This is a genomic window from Gordonia oleivorans (assembly GCF_040044975.1).
Taxonomy (GTDB): domain Bacteria; phylum Actinomycetota; class Actinomycetes; order Mycobacteriales; family Mycobacteriaceae; genus Gordonia; species Gordonia oleivorans.
Genome location: NZ_JBDZDI010000003.1, coordinates 192,779 through 212,378, shown reverse-complemented (window position 1 = coordinate 212,378; position 19,600 = coordinate 192,779). Strand labels below are relative to the sequence as shown.

17 protein-coding genes are annotated in these 19,600 nt (G+C 69.0%); 7 read left to right on the top strand and 10 right to left on the bottom strand.

The window, feature by feature from the left end; all coding sequences use genetic code 11:
• Positions 1-57 precede the first annotated feature (57 nt).
• From ABLE92_RS07520 to ABLE92_RS07495, 6 genes are all read right to left on the bottom strand, one after another.
• Complete coding sequence (locus ABLE92_RS07520) at positions 58-804, bottom strand: DUF4191 domain-containing protein (RefSeq protein WP_348804143.1); 747 nt, start codon at positions 802-804, stop codon at positions 58-60.
• A gap of 65 nt (positions 805-869) precedes the next feature.
• Complete coding sequence (gene lipA, locus ABLE92_RS07515) at positions 870-1,916, bottom strand: lipoyl synthase (protein WP_348804142.1); 1,047 nt, start codon at positions 1,914-1,916, stop codon at positions 870-872.
• Positions 1,913-2,746, bottom strand: a complete 834-nt coding sequence (lipB, locus tag ABLE92_RS07510; RefSeq protein WP_348804141.1) for a lipoyl(octanoyl) transferase LipB — start codon at positions 2,744-2,746, stop codon at positions 1,913-1,915. The genes lipA and lipB overlap by 4 nt, the downstream gene beginning before the upstream one ends.
• Positions 2,736-3,623, bottom strand: coding sequence for a TIGR01777 family oxidoreductase (locus tag ABLE92_RS07505; RefSeq protein WP_348804140.1), 888 nt, complete (start codon positions 3,621-3,623; stop codon positions 2,736-2,738). Before ABLE92_RS07505 ends, lipB begins: the two co-directional genes overlap by 11 nt.
• A 7-nt stretch (positions 3,624-3,630) precedes the next feature.
• On the bottom strand, positions 3,631-5,397 hold the full coding sequence (gene sucB, locus ABLE92_RS07500; RefSeq protein WP_348804139.1) for a 2-oxoglutarate dehydrogenase, E2 component, dihydrolipoamide succinyltransferase: 1,767 nt from the start codon (positions 5,395-5,397) through the stop codon (positions 3,631-3,633).
• Positions 5,398-5,618: 221 nt separating this feature from the next.
• Positions 5,619-7,145: a leucyl aminopeptidase gene (locus ABLE92_RS07495; RefSeq protein ID WP_348804138.1), complete on the bottom strand. Its 1,527-nt coding sequence runs from the start codon at positions 7,143-7,145 to the stop codon at positions 5,619-5,621.
• A 158-nt stretch (positions 7,146-7,303) separates the two neighbouring features.
• On the opposite strand from ABLE92_RS07495, the gene ABLE92_RS07490 reads away from it, so the two are divergent.
• The 4 genes from ABLE92_RS07490 (at position 7,304) to ABLE92_RS07475 (ending at position 10,909) form a co-directional block, all read left to right on the top strand.
• On the top strand, positions 7,304-7,876 hold the full coding sequence (locus ABLE92_RS07490) for a CHAP domain-containing protein (protein ID WP_425476132.1): 573 nt from the start codon (positions 7,304-7,306) through the stop codon (positions 7,874-7,876).
• A gap of 60 nt (positions 7,877-7,936) precedes the next feature.
• A complete protein-coding gene (gcvT, locus tag ABLE92_RS07485) occupies positions 7,937-9,046 on the top strand; it encodes a glycine cleavage system aminomethyltransferase GcvT (RefSeq protein ID WP_348804136.1) in 1,110 nt (369 codons plus the stop codon).
• A gap of 65 nt (positions 9,047-9,111) precedes the next feature.
• Positions 9,112-10,218, top strand: coding sequence for a branched-chain amino acid aminotransferase (locus ABLE92_RS07480; protein ID WP_348804135.1), 1,107 nt, complete (start codon positions 9,112-9,114; stop codon positions 10,216-10,218).
• A 130-nt stretch (positions 10,219-10,348) separates the two neighbouring features.
• Entirely contained in the window at positions 10,349-10,909 is a 561-nt protein-coding gene (locus ABLE92_RS07475; protein ID WP_348804134.1) for a mycothiol transferase, read from the top strand.
• A 30-nt stretch (positions 10,910-10,939) separates the two neighbouring features.
• On the opposite strand, the gene ABLE92_RS07470 is transcribed toward ABLE92_RS07475, so the two are convergent.
• Genes ABLE92_RS07470 through ABLE92_RS07460 form a run of 3 tightly spaced genes read right to left on the bottom strand, consistent with a single transcriptional unit; the run spans position 10,940 to position 14,271 of the window.
• On the bottom strand, positions 10,940-11,758 hold the full coding sequence (locus ABLE92_RS07470; protein ID WP_348804133.1) for an adenosylcobinamide-GDP ribazoletransferase: 819 nt from the start codon (positions 11,756-11,758) through the stop codon (positions 10,940-10,942).
• Positions 11,759-11,769: 11 nt separating this feature from the next.
• Entirely contained in the window at positions 11,770-13,578 is a 1,809-nt protein-coding gene (gene cobT, locus ABLE92_RS07465; RefSeq protein ID WP_348804132.1) for a nicotinate-nucleotide--dimethylbenzimidazole phosphoribosyltransferase, read from the bottom strand.
• A gap of 9 nt (positions 13,579-13,587) precedes the next feature.
• Positions 13,588-14,271, bottom strand: coding sequence for a DUF3043 domain-containing protein (locus tag ABLE92_RS07460; protein WP_348804131.1), 684 nt, complete (start codon positions 14,269-14,271; stop codon positions 13,588-13,590).
• Between the two features lie 101 nt (positions 14,272-14,372).
• On the opposite strand from ABLE92_RS07460, the gene ABLE92_RS07455 reads away from it, so the two are divergent.
• The 3 genes from ABLE92_RS07455 to ABLE92_RS07445 all read left to right on the top strand — a co-directional run bounded on the left by ABLE92_RS07455 (position 14,373) and on the right by ABLE92_RS07445 (position 17,127).
• Positions 14,373-15,434 carry a glycerate kinase family protein gene (locus ABLE92_RS07455; RefSeq protein WP_348804130.1) on the top strand — a complete coding sequence of 354 codons (1,062 nt, stop codon included), beginning with the start codon at positions 14,373-14,375 and terminating at the stop codon, positions 15,432-15,434.
• Positions 15,435-15,658: 224 nt separating this feature from the next.
• The gene (locus ABLE92_RS07450) at positions 15,659-16,018 is read left to right on the top strand and encodes a HesB/IscA family protein (protein WP_348804129.1); all 360 of its coding nucleotides are present in this window, start codon (positions 15,659-15,661) and stop codon (positions 16,016-16,018) included.
• Positions 16,019-16,155: 137 nt separating this feature from the next.
• Positions 16,156-17,127: a carbohydrate kinase family protein gene (locus tag ABLE92_RS07445; protein ID WP_348804128.1), complete on the top strand. Its 972-nt coding sequence runs from the start codon at positions 16,156-16,158 to the stop codon at positions 17,125-17,127.
• Positions 17,128-17,514: 387 nt separating this feature from the next.
• Here the strand turns inward: ABLE92_RS07445 and asnB are convergent, their stop codons facing one another.
• Entirely contained in the window at positions 17,515-19,440 is a 1,926-nt protein-coding gene (gene asnB / locus ABLE92_RS07440) for an asparagine synthase (glutamine-hydrolyzing) (RefSeq protein ID WP_348804127.1), read from the bottom strand.
• Positions 19,441-19,600 lie beyond the last annotated feature (160 nt).

Here is a 19,600-nt window from a genome sequence, read left to right as displayed (position 1 = left end):
CGGTGCGCCGATCCGGTCATCTCTCACTGCGGGGCCCGCCGAGGGGTGGGTGAACGCTCAGGCGCCCCGGCGACGCGCGGTGCGCTGCATGCTGCGCACCTTGGCGTTGCCCGGGATCGGCCCCTTGGGCATACCCGGACCCGGCTGGCGGCTGCCGAGCGCCGACAGCCGGCCCTCGAGGGTTTCCATCCGCTTGCGATCGATGTTGCCGGGCAGCTTGTTCAGGTGACGTTCGAGCTTGGACAGCGGCACCTGACCGTCGTCGTTGCCGACCATGATCTCGTAGATCGGGGTGTCACCGACGACGCGGGCCACCTTCTTCTTCTCTTGTCCGAGAAGGGTCTTCACGCGGGCGGGGGAGCCCTCGCCGACCAGGATCACACCCGGCTTGCCGATCACCCGGTGCACGGCGTCGAGGTGTGAGGTGCCGGTGACGGCCTGCTGGACTCGCCACTGGCCGCGCATGTTGGACAGTGCCCATCCGGCCGCGCCGGGCTGGCCCTCGGCCTTGGTGTACACGGTCTTCTGGACGCGTCGTCCGAAGAGCAGGAAGGCGGCGAGGATGCCGAGCACGACGCCCAGCGGGATCAACAACCACGGTGACCCGATCAGCAGGCCGATGACCACGAAGATCGCCACGATCGCCACGAAGAGGCCGACCATGTACGGGATCAGCCGTTTGTCTTCCTTGCGCTGCATCTGGAAGGCCTGCCAGAGCTGCGTGATGCGCTCCTTGCTTGCCTGCCTACGGGCCTTCCTCGCGGCCTTCTTGTCCTCTTTGCTCGCCGCCTGCGCCTTTGCCATGCCCTCCAGGATACGTCCGAACCCGGCGTCACCGACACGTGGTCACGACTCGGGGTGAACAGTCGTCAGCGGGCCAGGCGGGTCATCAGCGACGAGGCCTCCTGGCTGGCCGAACCCTCGGCGGCGAGGTGCGTGAGCGAATCGGAGAGTTCCCGGCCGTGGTGGGCCATCGCCTGCGCGTAGAGCCGTCCGGCCCGGTAGGACGAGCGGACCAGCGGACCGGCCATCACCCCGGCGAACCCGACCTCCTCGGCGAACTCCGAGTGATCGACGAACTCCTCCGGCTTGACCCACCGCTCGACCGGATGATGCCGCGGCGAGGGACGCAGGTACTGGGTGATCGTCAGGATGTCGCAGCCCGCCTCGTGCAGGTCGACGATCGCCGACTGCACCTCCTCGGGGGTCTCGCCCATGCCGAGGATCAGATTGGACTTGGTGACCAGACCGAAGTCACGCGCCTGGGTGAGGACGTCGAGTGACCGCTCGTAGCGGAATGCCGGCCGGATCCGCTTGAAGATCCGCGGCACGGTCTCCAGGTTGTGTGCGAGCACCTCGGGACGGGCGTCGAAGACCTCGGCGAGCAGATCGGGCTTCGCATGGAAATCGGGGATCAGATTCTCCACGCCGGTACCCGGGTTCAGCCGGTGGATCGCTCGGACCGTCTCGGCGTAGAGCCACGCACCCTCGTCCGGCAGGTCGTCGCGCGCGACACCGGTGATCGTCGAATACCGCAGACCCATCGCCTGCACGCTCTCCGCGACGCGGCGCGGTTCGTCACGATCGAGTTCGGCGGGTTTACCCGTGTCGATCTGGCAGAAGTCGCAACGCCGGGTGCACTGCTCGCCGCCGATGAGGAAGGTGGCCTCGCGGTCCTCCCAGCATTCGAAGATGTTGGGGCAGCCCGCTTCCTCGCAGACCGTGTGCAGCCCTTCGCGTTTCACCAGCCCCTTGAGCTCGGTGTACTCCGGGCCCATCGTGGCCCGCGTCTTGATCCAGCTCGGCTTGCGTTCGATCGGGGTCTGCGCGTTGCGGACCTCGAGGCGCAACAGTTTGCGGCCTTCGGGCGGCGCGCCGGGGGAGGTGGACTGGGGGGTATCGGGTGCCACGGTCACTGCTCCGATCCTACGCGCGGCGTACGAGCGTCACCGGCTGCGGCCGATGGCGTGGGCCGGTCGATCGCGTCGATGACCGCGCTGATCACCTCGTCGGTGATCGCGGCGACGGTGACCGGGTGAGGAGATTCACGCGACAGCGAGGTGACCCCGGCGTCGGCGATGCCGCACGGGACGATCGCGTCGAAGGCGCTCAGATCGGGGTCGACGTTGAGGGCGAATCCGTGCAACGCGACACCGCGTGCGACGCGGATGCCGATCTGACCCAGTTTGCGTTCGGGGCTGCGGCCCGGCACCGGCGCGACGTCGGGACCGTCGATCACCCAGACGCCGGAACGTCCCTCGACCCGGGTGGTGGTGACGCCGCGGTCGGCGCAGACCGTCATCAACGCGGCCTCCAGCCGACGCACATACTCGACGACGTCGAGGGGTTCGGCGAGCTTCACGATCGGGTATCCGACGAGTTGTCCGGGACCGTGCCAGGTGATCCGGCCGCCGCGGTCGACGTCGATCACCTCGGCGCCGTTCGTCGGGCGATCGGAGTCCTCCGTGCGCTTGCCCGCGGTGTAGATCGAGGGGTGCTCCAGGACCAGCAGCAGATCGTGATCGAGGGTGCCCGCGGCGCGCTCGGCGGCCAGCCGGTGCTGCAGGTCGTAGGCCTCGCGGTAGCCGAGCACACCCAGGTGACGGACCTCGATCGGCGTCGACGCCGACCGCACCGACGCCCGCCGCGATGCCGGTGTGGGGGAGGTGGTCTGCGCGTGCACATCGGTGCCCAGCGACGTCGCGCGTGCGGCGGTGTCGGTCGGGTGGGTCAAGTCAGTGGCCATTGGCGTAGTCCAGGGCCGCGGCGATCGTCGGATGGGTGAATTCGAAGTCGTGATCGGTCAGCACAGCGGGTGCAACGCGTTGGGAGGCCAGAACCATTTCCTCGATCATCTCGCCACCGACCGCCCGCGCCGCGAACGCCGGGACCGCGAACAGGGTGGGACGGTGTACGGAGGAGCCCAGCGCGTCGACGAAGGTGGCGAAATGCACCGCCGACGGCGCGCACAGGTTGACCGGGCCGCTGATCTGCGACTCGAGCACGAAGGTGATGGCACGCACCTCGTCGAGCAGCGAGATCCACGAAAAGTACTGCCGCCCATTGCCTATCGTGCCGCCCAGCCCCAGCTTGAACAGCGGCCGCAGGCGCGACAGGATGCCGCCGTTGCGGGCGAGGACCGGCGCCGTACGCAACAGCGCCAGCCGGGTGTCGTCGCCGACGTTGTCGACGGCGGCCTTCTCCCAGTCCGTGGTCAACTCGGCGAGGAATCCGGAGCCGGCGCCGTCGGCCTCGGTGACCACCCGATCGCCGGTGTCACCGTAGAAACCGGTGGCGCTGGCGGAGATCAGGGTCGGCACGCCGGCGTCGCGGACGGCCTCGGCGATCACCTGGGTCGGGGTGATCCGGGAGTCGCGGAGCTCCTGTTTGAACCGCCCGCTCCACCGGCCGTTGCCGATCCCGACACCGCCGAGGCTGATCACCGCATCGACGCCGTCGAGGGCTTCGTCCGGCACCCCGAACGACTCCGGGTCCCAGCTGAACTCGCCGGGTTCGGACGCCTCGCGCCGGACCAGTCGCCGGACGGTGTGGCCGGCGGATTCCAGCGCCGGAGCCAGGGCCGAACCGATCAGGCCCGAGGCTCCGGCGAGGGCAATCCGCATCGTGGCCCTAGAGCCCGAGGTCGGCGGCGAACTCGCCGGCCTCGAGTCGCTTCTTGATGGTCGTCAGGAAGCGACCGGCGTCGGCACCGTCGATGAGGCGGTGATCGTAGGTCAGCGGCAGATACGACATCGACCGCACGGCGATCGACTCCGAGCCGTCGGTGGTGATGACGACCGGACGCTTGACGATCGCACCGGTGCCGAGCATCGCCGCCTGCGGCGGGACCAGGATCGGGGTGTCGAACAAGGCGCCCTGGCTGCCGATGTTGGTGATGGTGAACGTGCCGCCGGCCAACTCGTCGGGCTTGAGACCGTTACTGCGGGCACGCGAGGCGATGTCGGCGATGGCGCGGGCCAGCCCGGCGATCGAGAGATCGTCGGCGTTGTGGATCACCGGCGACAGGAGTCCCTGCGGGGTGTCCACGGCGATACCGAGATGCACCTTGTCGTAGTAGGTGATCTCCTTCTTGTCCTCGTCGATGGAGGCGTTGACGTTCGGATGCAGCTTGAGCGACTCGACGACGGCCTTCGCGATGAACGGCAGGAAGGTGAGGTTGACCCCCTCGGACGCCTTGAACGAATCCTTCGCGGCCTTGCGCAGCGTCACGATCTTGGTCATGTCGACCTCGAAGACCTGGGTGAGCTGCGCGCTCGTCTGCAGCGACTCGCGGGTCTTCTTCGCGGTGATCTGCCGAATCCGGTTGATCTTCTGCGTGGTGCCGCGCAGCGCCGCGAGGTCGGGGTTGACCTCCGGGGACGCCTTCGGCGCGGCGGCGGCGGGAGCGGCTGCCGGTGCCGGAGCGGCAGGCGCCTCGGGTTCGGGGGCCGGCGCCTTCTTGGCCTCGGCCGCGGCGAGCACATCCTGCTTGCGGATGCGACCACCGACACCAGTGCCCTTGAGGCTCGACAGGTCGATGTCGTTCTCGGCGGCCAGCTTGCGCACCAGCGGCGTCACATACGGCGTCGACTGCAGATCATTGGAATCATCTGCGGGAGGAGCAGATTCGACCTTGACCGGTTCGGCCTCCGTCTTGGCCGGGGCCGGCGCGGCCTCTTCCTTCGCGGGTTCCGGCTCGGGCTCGGGTTCCGGTTCGGGTTCCGGCTCGGGAGCGGAGGTGGCCGCGGAGGCATCGCCGATCACCGCGAGCTTGCCGCCGACCTCGACGACGTCATCCTCCTGCGCGAAGATCTCCAGCAGCGTGCCGGCCACCGGTGACGGGATCTCGGTGTCGACCTTGTCGGTCGAGACCTCCAGCAGCGGTTCGTCTTCGGCGACCTCGTCGCCGACGGCCTTGAGCCAGTTGGTCACGGTGCCCTCGGTGACCGACTCGCCCAGGGCGGGCATCACCACATCGGTTCCGGAGGCGCCGCTGCCGCCGGTGGCGGCGGGCTTCTCGGCGGGGGCGTCGGCCTCGGTCGACGGTGCTTCGGCAGCTTCTTCGGGTTCGCCGGCGTCGGTGGGCTCGTCGCCCCCGGCCGAATCCTCGGAGCCCGAATCGTCGGAGCCCGAGTCGTCGGAATCGCCCGCGGACTCGCCGGCCTCACCGATCAGCGCCAGTTCGCCGCCGATCTCGACGACGTCGTCCTCCTGGGCGATGATCTTGGTCAGCACGCCCGATGCGGGGGCGGGGATCTCCGTGTCGACCTTGTCGGTGGAGACCTCCAGCAAGGGCTCGTCGGCCTCGACCGTGTCGCCTTCCTCCTTCAGCCACCGGGTGACTGTCCCCTCGGTGACACTCTCACCAAGGGCGGGCATTTGGACGGAGAAGGCCATTGCTGTTGACTCCTGAACTCGACGCGGTGGGTCCGATGATCCGGTGGGCCGACGGTGTGTGCGCCATCGGTCCCGGGCGGCGTCTGGGTGGTCGGCCGCCCTCCGGCTAAACCCTACCCGGCGAGGGTCGGCCAGTCCTGACGTGTCCGAACATTCGGTGCCCGTGTGTTGACCGCCGCCACGGCCGGCCTGTTGTCGCCGCGCCCCGCGGCGACCCCGCCTCAGCCGTTCTCGGCGATGTCCTCGAGGACCCGTGCGATCGTCCGAACCGGTACGCCCGTACCACCCTTGGGGGTGTATCCCCAGGGGCCGCCGGTGTTGAAAGCGGGTCCGGCGATGTCGATGTGGGCCCACTGCACTCCCTCGGGCACGAACTCCTTGAGGAAGAGTCCGGCCGCGAGCATGCCGCCCCAGCGGGCCGGGGTGACGTTGGCGATGTCGGCGACACGGGACTTGAGATCGGCGCGCAGTTCCGCCGGAAGCGGCATCGGCCAGGCGTTCTCGCCGACCTCCTGGGACAGGGTCGCCACGCGATCGCGGAACTCGTCGGTCCCCATCACGCCGGGGGTGCGGGTGCCCAGGGCCACCATCTGCGCCCCGGTCAGGGTGGCGGTGTCGATCAGATAATCGGGGTCGTCCTCGCCGGCGCGGACCATCGCGTCGGCCAGCACCAGCCGGCCCTCGGCGTCGGTGTTGAGGACCTCCACGGTCATGCCGCCGTACTGGGTGAGCACGTCTCCGGGGCGCTGCGCGGTTCCCGACGGCATGTTCTCGGCCATCGGCACCGTCGCGGTCACCGACACCGGCAACTCCAGGCGCGCGGCCAGGATGGTCGCGGCGATCACCGCGGCCGCACCTCCCATGTCGGAGGTCATCTGATCCATGTTGGCGGCCGGTTTGATGGAGATGCCGCCGGTGTCGAAGGTGATGCCCTTGCCGACGAGGGCGACCTTCTTGGCCGACTTCTTGCCGGTGTGGCTGAGACGGACCAGGCGCGGCAGGCGCGACGAGCCCTTGCCGACACCCACGATGCCGCCGTAGCCGCCCTTCTCCAGGGAGTCGAAGTCGAGGATCTCCACCTTGAGGCCGGCCTTCGATCCGAGGGCGCGGGCGCGTTCGGCGAACTCCTCCGGATACAGGTGACTCGGCGGGGTGTTGACGAAGTCGCGGGCGATCGCCACCGAATCGGCCACCGCGAGCGCGTGCGCGAGATCGGCCTTCGCGGTCTTGGACGCGGAATCGACGAGCAGGTCGATGGTGGTGGGCGGCAGCTTCTTCGGTGCCGACTTCTCCGAGCGGAACTCGTCGAAGCGGTACGCGCCGAGGAACAGGCCCTCGGTCGCGGCCTGCAGGTCGGCGGCGGCCAAGGTGGTGGCGACCTGATCGAAACCGTCGAGGGCGCGGGCCACCACGCCGGCGGCCTGACGCACCTTCTCGGGATCGTCGGCCGACGCCTCGTCGCCGAGGCCGACGGCCACGACGACGGAGACCCCGAGTGATTCCGGCGCGGCGATCCGGGTGACCTCGCCGTGCGATCCGGTCGCGCCGAGCGCCGCGAGCCCGGCGCTGATCTGGGCGGCCTGCGCGTCGTCGAGGACGTCGGCGGCCAGCAGCAATGTGGGGGAGTCGTCGGTATCGCCGGCGGCCGACAACAGGCCCACGACGAGTGCCTCGTCCTTCTTGTCGAGCGACGTGGTCAGGGTGATCTGGGGGCCGCGCGTGCGGTCGACGTTCTCGTTCTTGCTCACCCGGTCCACATTGCCACAGCGACGTCGCCCGGGTGGCCCGTCATTCGCGCGTCGGAGGGTTGCGGCCGGGGTCACCGCGTCCTTCTATTCTCGGCACGGTGAGATCTGCGGTGAACTCGCCACGGTCGCGGACGCGATGGGCCCTCGGTATCGGCGTGCTGCTCGTCGTCGCCTGCGTGGCCGCGGTGATCGGGGTGCGGGCGGTGGGCGGTGACGGCGATCCGTTGTCGCGGGCGGTCGGGGGGCTGGTGCCGTCGGCCCGGCCCGCCTTCCCCGCCGTCGACACCGCCGCGCTCGACCCGCGGCGGCGCGCGATCATCGAGGCCGTTCACCGCGAATACGACGCGAACGCGCCCGCGACCACCTTCTCCGAGGGCGTCGACGAACCGTGGTGCGCCGACTTCGTCAGTGCCGTGATGCGCGAATCCGGTGTGCCGCTGCGCAATCCGAACTCCGGTTCCTGGCGTATCCCGGGTGTGGCGACGCTGACGGACTATCTGCGCGATTCCGGCCGCTGGCGTGGCGTGCAGTACCGTCCGCAACCCGGCGACATCGTCGTCTACGACCACCCGAGCCCGTGGGGGCAGCACACCAACATCGTCGTCGCGGTCGACGGCGATCGGGTGAGCACCGTCGGTGGCAATCAGCCGCCGGACGGCATCACCTTGCACACCGCCGATCTGGGCGACGACGAGGGAGTGCAGGGTTTCGGTGTGCCGGCCGCCGGATGAGGGACTCCCGCGCTGACGGACGCTGCGGCGGGTCCGGGTGGACGCGGTAGGTTCTAGGCCATGACTGAGCTTCTGGCCGGACCGATCGCAGACCGTCATCAGGCCCTCGGCGCCTCCTTCGCCGAGTTCGGTGGGTGGGACATGCCGGTGTCGTATTCGGGCACCGTCGCCGAGCACACCGCGGTGCGCGAGGCGGTCGGCATCTTCGATGTCAGTCACCTCGGCAAGGCGCTCGTGGCCGGGCCCGGAGCCGCCGACTTCGTCAACGCCACGCTCACCAACGACCTCGGCAAGATCGGCGTGGGCAAGGCTCAATATACGTTGTGCTGCAACGATTCCGGTGGCGTCGTCGACGATCTGATCGCCTATCTCGTCGGGCCCGACGAGGTTTTCCTGGTGCCGAATGCCGCCAACACCGCGTCGGTGGTGGCGGCGCTGACGGCCGTCGCCCCCGATGGGGTGACGGTGACCGACCAGCACCGCGACTTCGCGGTGTTCGCGGTGCAGGGACCGAAGAGTCCCGAGGTGCTCGCCGCCGTCGGTCTGCCCACCGACATGGAGTACATGGCCTTCGCCGATGCCGGCCTGTCCGCCGGCGACGCCACCTACCCGGTGCGGGTGTGCCGGACCGGGTACACCGGCGAACGCGGCTACGAGATCCTGCCGCGGTGGGACGACGCCGGCGCGGTGTTCGACGCCCTGCTGAGTCAGGTCAGCGCGGCCGGTGGCCTGCCCGCCGGCCTCGGCGCCCGCGACACGTTGCGCACCGAGATGGGGTATGCGCTGCACGGTCACGAACTGTCCGTGGACATCACCCCGATCCAGGCGCGGTGTAGTTGGGCGGTGGGCTGGGACAAACCCGAATTCTTCGGTCGCGCAGCACTATTGGCGGAGAAGGAAGCCGGACCGAAACGCCGGCTCTACGGTCTGCGCGCCACCGGTCGCGGCGTGCCCCGGGCCGGATGTGCGGTGCTCGGCGGACCCGGCGGCGAGGTGATCGGAGAATGCACGTCCGGCACCTTCTCCCCGACCCTGAAACAGGGCATCGCGCTCGCGCTGATCGACACCGCGTCCGGTGTCGGCAAGGGTGCGCAGATCGTCGTCGACGTGCGCGGGCGAGAGCTCCCCGTCGAGGTGCTCATCCCGCCGTTCGTGCCGTCGCACGTGTAGCGTCCGCTCACCGCACGCGACGGGCGGGGGAGAAACACGTTGCCCGGCGGCGGTACCATTGGCCAATGACCTTGCAGTTCACCCGTACCGAGCATCCCCATCCGGTGTCGGAGTCGCAGCGCGCGGACATTCTCGCCGCGCCCGGTTTCGGCAAGTACTTCACCGACAACATGGTGATGGTGGATTACGACGTGGACCGCGGGTGGCACAACGCGAAGGTGACGCCCTACGGTCCGATCGCGCTCGACCCGTCGGCGATGGTGCTGCATTACGGGCAGGAGGTCTTCGAGGGCCTCAAGGCCTACCGGCAGCCCGACGGCTCGATCGCCGCGTTCCGGCCGGAGGCCAACGGCCTGCGTCTGCAGCGGTCGGGAGAACGGCTGGCGATGCCGCCGCTGTCGGTCGAGGACTTCCTCGGCTCACTGCGCGCACTTCTCGACGCCGACAACGAGTGGGTGCCCGCCGCCGGCGGCGAAGAGGCGCTCTACCTCCGCCCGTTCATGTTCGCCTCGCAGGCCGGACTCGGCGTCAACGCGCCGTCGTCGGAATACCGGTACTGCGTCATCGCCTCACCGGCCGGCGCCTACTTCTCCGGCGGCATCCGGCCCGTCAGCGTGTGGCTGTCCACCGAGTACGTCCGCGCGGTGCCCGGCGGCACCGGCTTCGCCAAGTGCGGCGGAAACTACGCCGCGAGCTTCCTCGCCCAGCAGCAGGCCACCGCCAAGGGATGCGATCAGGTCGTGTGGCTCGACGCCATCGAGCGCCGCTTCATCGAGGAGATGGGCGGCATGAACCTGTTCTTCGTGTTCGGTTCCGGTGCCGATGCGCGCCTGGTCACCCCGGAGCTCACCGGATCGCTGCTGCCCGGTATCACCCGGGAATCGCTGCTGACCCTGGCGATCGATGCCGGATTCGCCGTCGAGGAACGCAAGATCTCAACCGAGGAACTGCGCAAGGGCGTGGCCTCCGGAGACATCACCGAGGTGTTCGCCTGCGGCACCGCCGCCGTGATCACCCCCGTCGGCCACGTCAAGAGCGAGACCGACGATTACGCCATCGGCGACGGTCAACCGGGTGAGGTGACCCTCGCACTGCGCGACACCCTCACCGGCATCCAGCGTGGAAAGTTCGCCGACACCCACGGCTGGATGACGGAGCTCTACCGGCGCTGAGCGCAGGGCCCCACCGGCACTGAGCCGGACGTTTCACCCCGGATTTCTCCCTCGCGCGCATTGCGGACGCACATTGTCCGCAATGCGCGCGATGCTGGTGGCAGCATCGCCCCGATCAGAGGAGAACATCATGGGTTTTCTCGCCCCGCCCGTCACCGACGAGCACGACGCCATCGCCCGGTTCCTGGTTCAGCAGATGGGTCAACTGCGGACCAGCGCTCACGGGCTCACCGACGAGCAGTCGCGACGGACACCGGTGCCCAGCGCGCTGTCGATCCTCGGGTTGCTCACCCACATCGCCCAGGGCGTCGAACAATGGATCAACGCCGTCGAGATCGCACCGCAACCACGGACCCGGGACGTGATCGTCTCGGTGTCCGAGCGGATGGGATTGGGTGACGGGTTCTTCGGCGGCGCCGAACTTCCCGAACTGACCCTGGACGAGGTCCTGACGATCTACGACCGGGTTCTCGACTCGGTGCCCGCGCGGGTCGCGGGGATCGACCTGGACACGCGGGTTCCGGTACCCGAGGCGCCGTGGTTCCCCGACGATCTCGACTCATGGAATGCCCGTTGGGTTTTCGACCATCTGATGACCGAGGTCGCGCGGCATGCCGGGCATGCCGACATCATCCGTGAGGCGCTCGACGGTGCGAACTCGTACGAACTGAACGCCCGCGCCGACGCCTGAGGTCGCCGACGGCCGAGGGGCGGGGTGCGGTCAGAGGAGTATGCCGACGAGCGTGACCGCGGTGCCGATCTCGATGACCGCACCGAGCACGTCGCCGGTGATGCCACCCATCCGCCGCGCACAGTGGGCGGAGAACACCCAGGTCACGGCGAGTGCGACGAGCGTGATGACGCCGAGTTGGGTGGCTCCCGTCATCGAAAATCCAGACAGGGAGAATCCCGACATCGAGAATCCCGACGCCTCGGTCGTGCACCCGCCGAGTATCACGCCTGCCCCGACGGCGATGATCGACCAGAGAGCGACTGACACTCGCTGAGTGCCCGCCACCATCGATCCGAAACCGTTCTCATGGGCCGGCGGCAACGACCGGCGGGTGGCGATCACCGCGGCGACCCGCCCCAGGGTGATCGCGAAAGCCAGCTCCCACCAACGGCCTTCGGCGGTGAGTGTGGCGAATCCGACGATCTCGGCGGCGATCACCACGATGAGCGTCACCACCCCGAACGGTCCCACCGAACCCGAGCGCATGACCTCGGCGACCCGCTCCGGCGGTCCGTAGCAGCCGAGGCCGTCGGCGGTGTCGGCCAGACCGTCGACGTGCATCCCTCGGGTCAGCAGGGCCAGTGCGGCCACCACGAGGATTCCGATGAGTGCGGGTGGTGCGTCGGTGTGCGACAGACCCCACGCGAGTGCGCTGACGAGCGCGCCGAGGGCCATGCCGACCACGGGTACTGCGGCCATCACCGCCCGCCCGGTCGCGCGGTCCGGATCGGAGGGTGTCCAACGATGCGGCACCGGCAGCACGGTCAGCCACGAGAAGGCGACGACGACGCCGCGCACGGTGAGCATCGGCGAGTCGCTCAGCTGGTCGGTATCGGCTGCGGCGCAGTCGAATCCGGGCTGGCGTCGCCGGCGTCGGTATCCGGACCCGCGGCGTCGGCGCCGGATACCCCGGCCTCGCCGAACGTCGACATGGAGCGCATGACGTCGACCGCCGAGATCACCGTGGGCAGTGCGGTCAACGCGCCGGTACCCTCGCCGAGTCGCATCGACAACTCCATCAGCGGTTCGAGGTCGAGGTACTCCAACGCGATCGAATGCGCCGGTTCGGCCGACCGGTGTCCGGCCAGCCACCACCGGGTGGCGCCCGGCGCCATCTCGATCGCGATCAGCGCCGCGGCGGTGACCACCACGCCGTCGAGGATCACCGGGGTGCGCCGTTTGGCGGCCTGCGCGAGGAAGCCGGCCATCGCGGCGATGTCGGCACCGCCGACCGCCGCGACCAGAGCCAGGGGATCGCTGCGGTGCCTGCGCCCGCGGCGCATCCCGTCGCGGATCGCGGCCGTCTTGCGCATCCAGCCCTCATCGTCGATGCCGGTGCCGCGGCCGACCACCTCGACCGGCTCGTGCCGGGTCAGCGTGCCGATGATGACCGCCGACGGCGTCGTGTTGCCGATACCCATGTCGCCGGCGATGAGCAGATCCGTGCCGGAGTCGACGAGGTCGTCGGCGATGGCGCGTCCGGCGGCGATCGCGGTCCGCGCCTCGGTGACCGTCAGGGCATCGGTGATACGGAGATCGTTGCTCGAACGGCGCACCTTGTAGGTCGAGACCTCGGGTGCGGTGTCGGCGTCCACCGCCATGTCGACCACGCGCACGTGGGCACCGCATCGGCGGGCGAGGACGTTGACGGCGGCGCCCCCGCCGGCGATGTTGGCGACCATCTGCGCGGTGACCTCCGGCGGGTAGGCCGACACCCCACCGGACCGGGCGACGCCGTGGTCGCCGGCGAACACGACCACCGACGGTGCCTCGATCGCCCGTGGCGGGCACACCCCCTGGCACGCCGAGATCCACACCCCGAGTTCCTCCATGCGGCCCAGCGATCCGACCGGTTTGGTGAGGTCCCGCTGACGGGCCCGGGCCGCCTCGGCGACATCCTCATCGGGCGGGGCGATCGCCGAGAAGACCTCGGCGTCGGTCGGATCGAGCGCTGTCAGTGGAATCGCGGGCGCTGTCAACGGGGTTTCGGGCGCTGTCAACGACGTTTCGGGCGCTGTCAACGACGATTCGGGCGCTGTCGGTGGGGTGGCTGTCGCCGGCACCGGGGCGGGAGCGGACACCGTCGGCGGAACGGCGAGCTCGACGACGCGGCCCGCGACCACCAGCACCACGCGGTCGCAGACCCGGGCCACCGCCTCGTTGAGAGCACCCAACTCGTCCTGGAACAGGCGCCCGGCCGGCGTCGGGGCCACCGGGGACATGCCGACCTCGGAGCTGATGAGCACCAGATCGCCACGATGCGCGGCGATCCCGGCGCACAGGTAGGCGGTCTCGGCCGCCCGGTCCGGGGCAACCGGTGCCGACCAGGCCTGCGTCGCATCCAGCCGAGCGGCGAGCCAGTTGCCGAGGTCGTCGACGAGGGTGGCGCCGTCGGGATTCGCGTGCAGGTGCTCGGCGAGCGAGGTGGTCTCGACGGTGGTGTAGCGCGCGTCGCGGCGGGCGCGGTGCCGTTCGACCCGAGCCGTCCACTCGGCGTCCGAGGTCAGGGTCGGACCCGTGGCGATGTAGCTGACCCGGTCGGCTGCGCGGAGCAGTGACTCGCCAAAGGTCGACTTGCCCGACCGCACGCCGCCCAGGACGAGGGTGCGTGTCCCCGATGTGGCCATCTGAGACCGTCAGACCTCGTCGCCGACGGACACCTGCGGCTTGGGTGCCCGCATCTGACGCAGCTGCATCGCGCGGGTGAACGCATACCAGCCGAGCTTGAGGCCGCCGTCGGTGCTGTCGGGGTAGCGTTCGCGCACCCGCTTGCTGACCAGCCGGCCCAGGATCACGCCGTCGATCGCCATCAGCACGACGAAGGCGACCAGCAGGAAGGTCGAGTACACCGCGATCGACGGCACGAACATGACGACGATCAGCACGATCGCGAAGGGCATGAACAACCCGGCGAAATTGCGCCGGGAATCGACGATGTTGCGGGTGTAGCGGCGCACGTCACCCTTGTCGCGCGGCATCAGATACCGCTCGTCGCCGGCCATCATCTTCTCGCGCTGCTCGAGACGCTGCGCCCGACGGTCGGCGGCCACCGCCTTCTTCTCTTCCTTGCTCATCGAGCTCTTGAGCTCTTTCTTGCGGGCGCGGGCCTCGGCGCGGGTCGTCGGCGGGGGCGCCACCGGTCCGCGTCGACGTCCCTGCGCCTGCTTGCGTGAGGGCGTCGGCCGCCCCTTACCCGGTGTGTACGCGCTGCCCCGCTCGGACTTGGCGAGATCCACCGAACCCGTCGCATCATCGACATCCGACGCCTCGTCGGCACCGGACGCCGGCGCGGAATCGTCCTTCTTCCATGGCAGCTTCACACTTCGAGCGTAGGTGATCCGCGCTGCCGCGATGCGCAGACCTCCCTATACTTGCCGCGCATGGCGGCATGGGCATTCCACATCGGCGGGCGGGGGGCGCGATGCGCATCCTGATCGCACCGGACTCCTTCGGAAACACCCTCACCGCGGTGGCCGCGGCCGACGCCATCGCCCGGGGATGGTCGGCGTCGCGCCCCGACGACGACCTCGTCCACGCACCCCAATCCGACGGTGGCCCCGGCTTCGTCGCGGTGCTCGCCGATCGCTTCGGAACCGTGCACACCGAGACCGTCCCCGGCCCGCTGGGTGCGGCGGTGAGCGCGCAGTGGCTGCTCGATGATCGTGACCCGCAGCGGCCGGTCGCCTACATCGAATGCGCCCAGGCATGCGGCCTGCATCAACTCGGTGGTGCGCCGACCCCCCGCACCGCATTGGCCGCCGACACCGTCGGGGTCGGACAACTCGTCGATGCCGCCTTGACCGCCGGTGCCACCTCGATCGTCGTCGGACTCGGCGGCAGCGCGAGCAGTGACGGCGGACGCGGACTCATCGACGCCCTCGGCGGTCCGGCGCAGGCGAAGGCCCGATGTGCCGACGTCGACATCGTCGCGGCCTCCGACGTGGAGAATCCCTTGCTCGGTCCGAGCGGTGCGGTCGCGGTGTTCGGCCCGCAGAAGGGCGCCGACGCCGACGCCCTGTCGCGACTCGAGGAACGCATGACCCAGTGGAACCGGGTGCTGGCGACCATGGCGGGTCGCGACATCAGCGCGCAGGAGGGTGCCGGCGCCGCCGGTGGGTTGGGTGCCGCGCTCCTGGCGCTGGGCGGTCGGCGGATCTCGGGTGCGTCGGTGGTCGCCGAGGCCACCGACCGTGATGGGGACATGGCGCGAGCCGATCTCCTGATCACCGGGGAAGGGAAGTTCGATTCGCAGACGCTGAAGGGCAAGGTCGTCTCGGCGCTGACCTCCTCGGCACAGGCCGCGGGGGTCCCGACCGTCGTCGTCGCGGGACAGGTGGCGCTGAGCGCCGAGGAGATCGCGGGTGCCGGGATCGCGGCCGCGTACGCCATCGTCGATCATGCCGGTTCGGTGCAGCTCGCGATGGACGATGCCGATCATCAACTCGAGTCGATGGTCACCACGATCGCCGAGGCATGGGATTGAGCTCAGGGCCGCGGTGTTGCCGGTGAACCACTCGCCTCCGGCGGGAATACCGGGCGACAAGGTACCGTTGATGGCGTAAGCGTGTAAACGTGCGTCCCGCGTACGTGCGCGGGGGTGTTCGGACGGACCAGCCCCGAAGGAACCGGCGACCGTGGTGGCCGGCCTCGAGAAATACATGAGAGCAAGTACTTCAGACGGGTACTGACAAGCACTGAGGAGCATCGATGACCGTGCAGAACGAATCCGGCGCCGTGACCGACACGGGGGTCATCCTGACCGACGCCGCCGCCTCGAAGGCCAAGGCACTGCTCGATCAGGAGGGTCGCGACGATCTGTCGCTGCGGATCGCCGTCCAGCCCGGCGGTTGCGCCGGCCTGCGGTACCAACTGTTCTTCGACGACCGCAGCCTCGACGGTGACCTCACCGCCGACTTCGCCGGCGTCACCCTCGCCGTCGACCGGATGAGCGCCCCCTACGTCCAGGGAGCGACCATCGACTTCGTCGACACCATCGAGAAGCAGGGTTTCACCATCGACAACCCGAACGCGACCGGCAGCTGCGCCTGCGGCGACTCCTTCAACTGAGTCCCGCCGACACGAGCGATCACGACCGCATCCCCACCCGACCGGATCGGGTGGGGATGCGGTCGTTTGCGTCGACGGTCCGGTCGGTAGCGTGAAGGGTCGTTGAACGTGGACCGAATGAAGGGCTGATCTGACCCGTGAGCATCTTTGTGTGTGGCTCGATCGCGACCGACCATCTGATGAAGTTTCCCGGCAAGTTCTCCGAGCAACTGCTCGGCGATCACCTCGATCACATCTCGTTGAGCTTCCTCGCCGAGGATCTCGTGGTTCGTCGCGGCGGTGTGGCGGGCAACATCTGCTATGCGATGGGAGAACTCGGTGGCGCACCGGTCCTCATCGGTGCGGTCGGCGCCGACTTCGCCGACTACCGCGAATGGCTCGAGAAGCGCGGCGTCGACTGCCAGGCCGTGCGCGTGTCCGATCAGCATCAGACGGCCCGATTCACCTGCACCACCGATGAGGCCATGGCGCAGCTCGCCTTCTTCTATGCGGGGGCGATGAGTGAGGCCCGCGAGATCGCGCTGGCCGACGTGATCGCGCAGACCGCGACACCCGACCTCGTCCTGATCGGCGCCGACGACCCCGAGGCGATGGTCGCCCACACCGCCGAATGCCGCGACCTGGGCATCCCGTTCGCCGCCGATCCGTCGCAGCAGCTCGCGCGTCTCGACGGCGAGGCCGCCCGCACCCTCATCGACGGCGCGACGTACCTGTTCACCAACGAGTACGAGTGGGGACTGCTGCGCGAGAAGACCGGACTCACCGAGGATCGGGTCGCGGAGATGGTCGGCACCCGCATCACCACCCTCGGCGCCGGCGGCGTCGAGATCATCGAGCGCGACGGCAGTCGCATTCACGTCCCCGTGGTCCCGGAGACCGCCAAGGTCGATCCGACCGGCGTCGGCGACGGCTTCCGCGCGGGCTTCCTCACCGCGGTGAGCAAGGGACTCGGCTTCGAACGCGCCGCGCAACTCGGTTCGATGGTCGCGGTGCTCGTCCTGGAGACGGTGTCCACGCAGGACTGGAACTGGGATCACGACGCGGCCATCGCGCGCATCGAAGGCGCCTACGGGGCTGAGGCGGCCAAAGAAATCGCTGCTGTTTTCTAGAGTCCGCGCCGCCAACACGCCAGGCTTTGGCGTCGGGTCTTCCTCCTCAGCGCATCATTTCGACGGAGCTCAACGCGGCGGCTTCGCCCGCTCTTCGTCGTGCAGACCCGACGCGACTGGCTCGTTGCCGGCGCGGACTCGCGAGGTGGGCCGATTGTGCGTGTCGCTCAAAGGTTTTCGTCGTGGTGAGTCCTCGCAAACCCGCTCACCACGCCCGCGGCGGGTGCCGAACTAGCCAGCGCCCACCCGGCACTCATCTGGACGACCACGCCCGGCGGGCGCGCCACGTCTGCACGACGAAGAGCGAGGAGCGAAGCGACGATGCGATGAGGAGGAAGACGTGGTGCTTTGGCCCGCCGGGCACGCGCCGGCGGAGCCGGCGCCAAATTACAATCTCACCGGGTACGTCCGATCGGTGATGTCGGGGACGAGGGTCTTTTCGACGAAGATCGCGTGCCACACCATGAACATCAGCAGGGTCCAGAGGCGTCGGCTGTTGTCGACGACGCCGTCGCGGTGCTCGTCGAGCATCGCCAGGATGGCGGGCTTGTTGAGCAGGTGCTCGGTCTGTGAGGTGGTGATGGTGTCGCGGGCCCAGTCGTACATCTGGCCACCGGCCAGCCAGTGGCGGATGGGCACGGGGAAGCCGAGTTTCTTGCGGTGCAGCACATGCGGCGGGACGATCTGTTCGAGCGCCTTGCGCAGTGCGTATTTGGTGGTGCCGTGGGAGATCTTCTCGTCGAAGGGCAGTGCCTCGGCGATCTTGAACACCTCGGGGTCGAGGAATGGTACGCGCAGTTCGAGCGAGTTGGCCATGGTCATCTTGTCGGCCTTGACCAGGATGTCGCCGCGCAGCCAGGTGAACAGGTCGATGTGCTGCATCCGGGCGACGGGGTCCCACCCCTGGCTGCGGGCGTAGATGGGTGCCGTGACGTCGGTGTGGGTCCATTCGGGACGGTACTCCTTGAGCACGGCACGCAGGCGCGCGTCGTCGAAGCTGCGGGCGTTGCCGTAGTAGCGGTCCTCGAGGGTCAGTGAACCGCGGTGCAGCAGACTCTTGCCGCGGGTGCCCTCGGGGATCCGGTCGGAGACCCGTCCGGCGAGTCGGCGCAGAGAGCCCGGGAGTTTGTCGAATGTCGCCAGCGACAGTGGTTCCTTGTAGATGGTGTAGCCGCCGAAGAGTTCGTCGGCGCCTTCGCCGGAGAGCACCACCTTGACGTGTTTGCGCGCCTCGGCGGCGACAAAGTACAGGGGCACCAGGGCGGGGTCGGCGACGGGATCGTCGAGGTACCAGACGATCTTGGGGAGGGCGGCGATGAATTCGTTCTCGTCGACGACCTTGACGATGTGGCGTGCGCCGATCGCCTCGGCCGATTCGACGGCGACGTCGACCTCGGAGTAGCCGTCGCGCTCGAATCCGGTGGTGAAGGTGATCAGGTCGGGATTGTGGCGGATCGCTAGGGCCGCGATGGCGGTGGAGTCGATGCCGCCGGACAGGAACGAGCCGACGGTGACGTCGGCGCGCATGTGCTTGGCCACCGAGTCGGCGAGGACGTCGGCGATCTCGTCGTAGCGCTTCTGGCGGTCGGCGTCGGTGAACGGGCGCAAGGTGAACTGCGGTGCGAAGTAGCGGGTGACCGAGGGTGGCTGCCCTGGCCGGAGGGTCGCATGACAGCCGGACTCGAGCCGGCGGATGCCGGCGTGCAGGGTTTCCGGTTCGGGAACGTATTGCAGCACGGTGTAGTGCTCGAGCGCGCGGGGGTCGAGATCGTGGGGGAGGGCGAGCCGGTCGAGGAGTTCGAGGACGCTCTTCTTCTCGCTGCCGAAGGCGGTGCCGCCGGGCCCGGTCGCGAGGAACATGGGTTTGATGCCGAACGGGTCGCGTGCGAGAAACAGGGTGCGGGTCTCGGTGTCCCAGATCGCGAACGCGAACATGCCGCGTAGGCGCCGGACGGCGTCGGGTCCCCAGTAATGGAATGCGGCGACGATGGCCTCGCCGTCACCTTCGGTGTGGAAGACGGCGTGCTCGTCGGCGGCCAGTTCGGCGCGGATCTCGAGGTAGTTGTAGATCTCCCCGTTGAACACGAGGGCGTAGCGCTCGGGATTCTCCGGCGGCCCCCACCGCAGCGGTTGATGGGAGTGCTCGATGTCGATGATCGACAGTCGATTGAACCCGAGGACGAGATCGTCGTCGTGCCAGGTGCCCGGCTCGTCGGGGCCGCGGTGGCGCATGCAGTGCGAGGCCGTTGCGATGAGGTCGACGGCGGTGGCCGCCGAACCGTCGGAGGTCAGCAGACCAAGCAAGCCACACACCAGATACGTCACCCTTTGTCACTCGATAGAACGGTTCCGGGCGCACGGCGTCCCGGCCGCGTCCGAGTATGCCGTATCGCTGCCGGAGGGGCCGGATCGCATGGCCCGGCCGGTGCGCAGAATCCCACGCGAACAGGCCTTCGGAGGTCGGGGTTGCGGA

What these genes read in the sequence shown, in the direction of transcription:
- ABLE92_RS07520 (WP_348804143.1), bottom strand. Translation starts at nt 804, where the DNA reads ATGGCAAAGGCGCAGGCGGCGAGCAAAGAGGACAAGAAGGCCGCGAGG.
- lipB (WP_348804141.1), bottom strand. Translation starts at nt 2,746, where the DNA reads ATGGCCACTGACTTGACCCACCCGACCGACACCGCCGCACGCGCGACG.
- ABLE92_RS07505 (WP_348804140.1), bottom strand. Translation starts at nt 3,623, where the DNA reads ATGCGGATTGCCCTCGCCGGAGCCTCGGGCCTGATCGGTTCGGCCCTG.
- sucB (WP_348804139.1), bottom strand. Translation starts at nt 5,397, where the DNA reads ATGGCCTTCTCCGTCCAAATGCCCGCCCTTGGTGAGAGTGTCACCGAG.
- gcvT (WP_348804136.1), top strand. Translation starts at nt 7,937, where the DNA reads ATGACTGAGCTTCTGGCCGGACCGATCGCAGACCGTCATCAGGCCCTC.
- ABLE92_RS07480 (WP_348804135.1), top strand. Translation starts at nt 9,112, where the DNA reads ATGACCTTGCAGTTCACCCGTACCGAGCATCCCCATCCGGTGTCGGAG.
- ABLE92_RS07475 (WP_348804134.1), top strand. Translation starts at nt 10,349, where the DNA reads ATGGGTTTTCTCGCCCCGCCCGTCACCGACGAGCACGACGCCATCGCC.
- ABLE92_RS07470 (WP_348804133.1), bottom strand. Translation starts at nt 11,758, where the DNA reads ATGCTCACCGTGCGCGGCGTCGTCGTCGCCTTCTCGTGGCTGACCGTG.
- cobT (WP_348804132.1), bottom strand. Translation starts at nt 13,578, where the DNA reads ATGGCCACATCGGGGACACGCACCCTCGTCCTGGGCGGCGTGCGGTCG.
- ABLE92_RS07455 (WP_348804130.1), top strand. Translation starts at nt 14,373, where the DNA reads ATGCGCATCCTGATCGCACCGGACTCCTTCGGAAACACCCTCACCGCG.
- ABLE92_RS07450 (WP_348804129.1), top strand. Translation starts at nt 15,659, where the DNA reads ATGACCGTGCAGAACGAATCCGGCGCCGTGACCGACACGGGGGTCATC.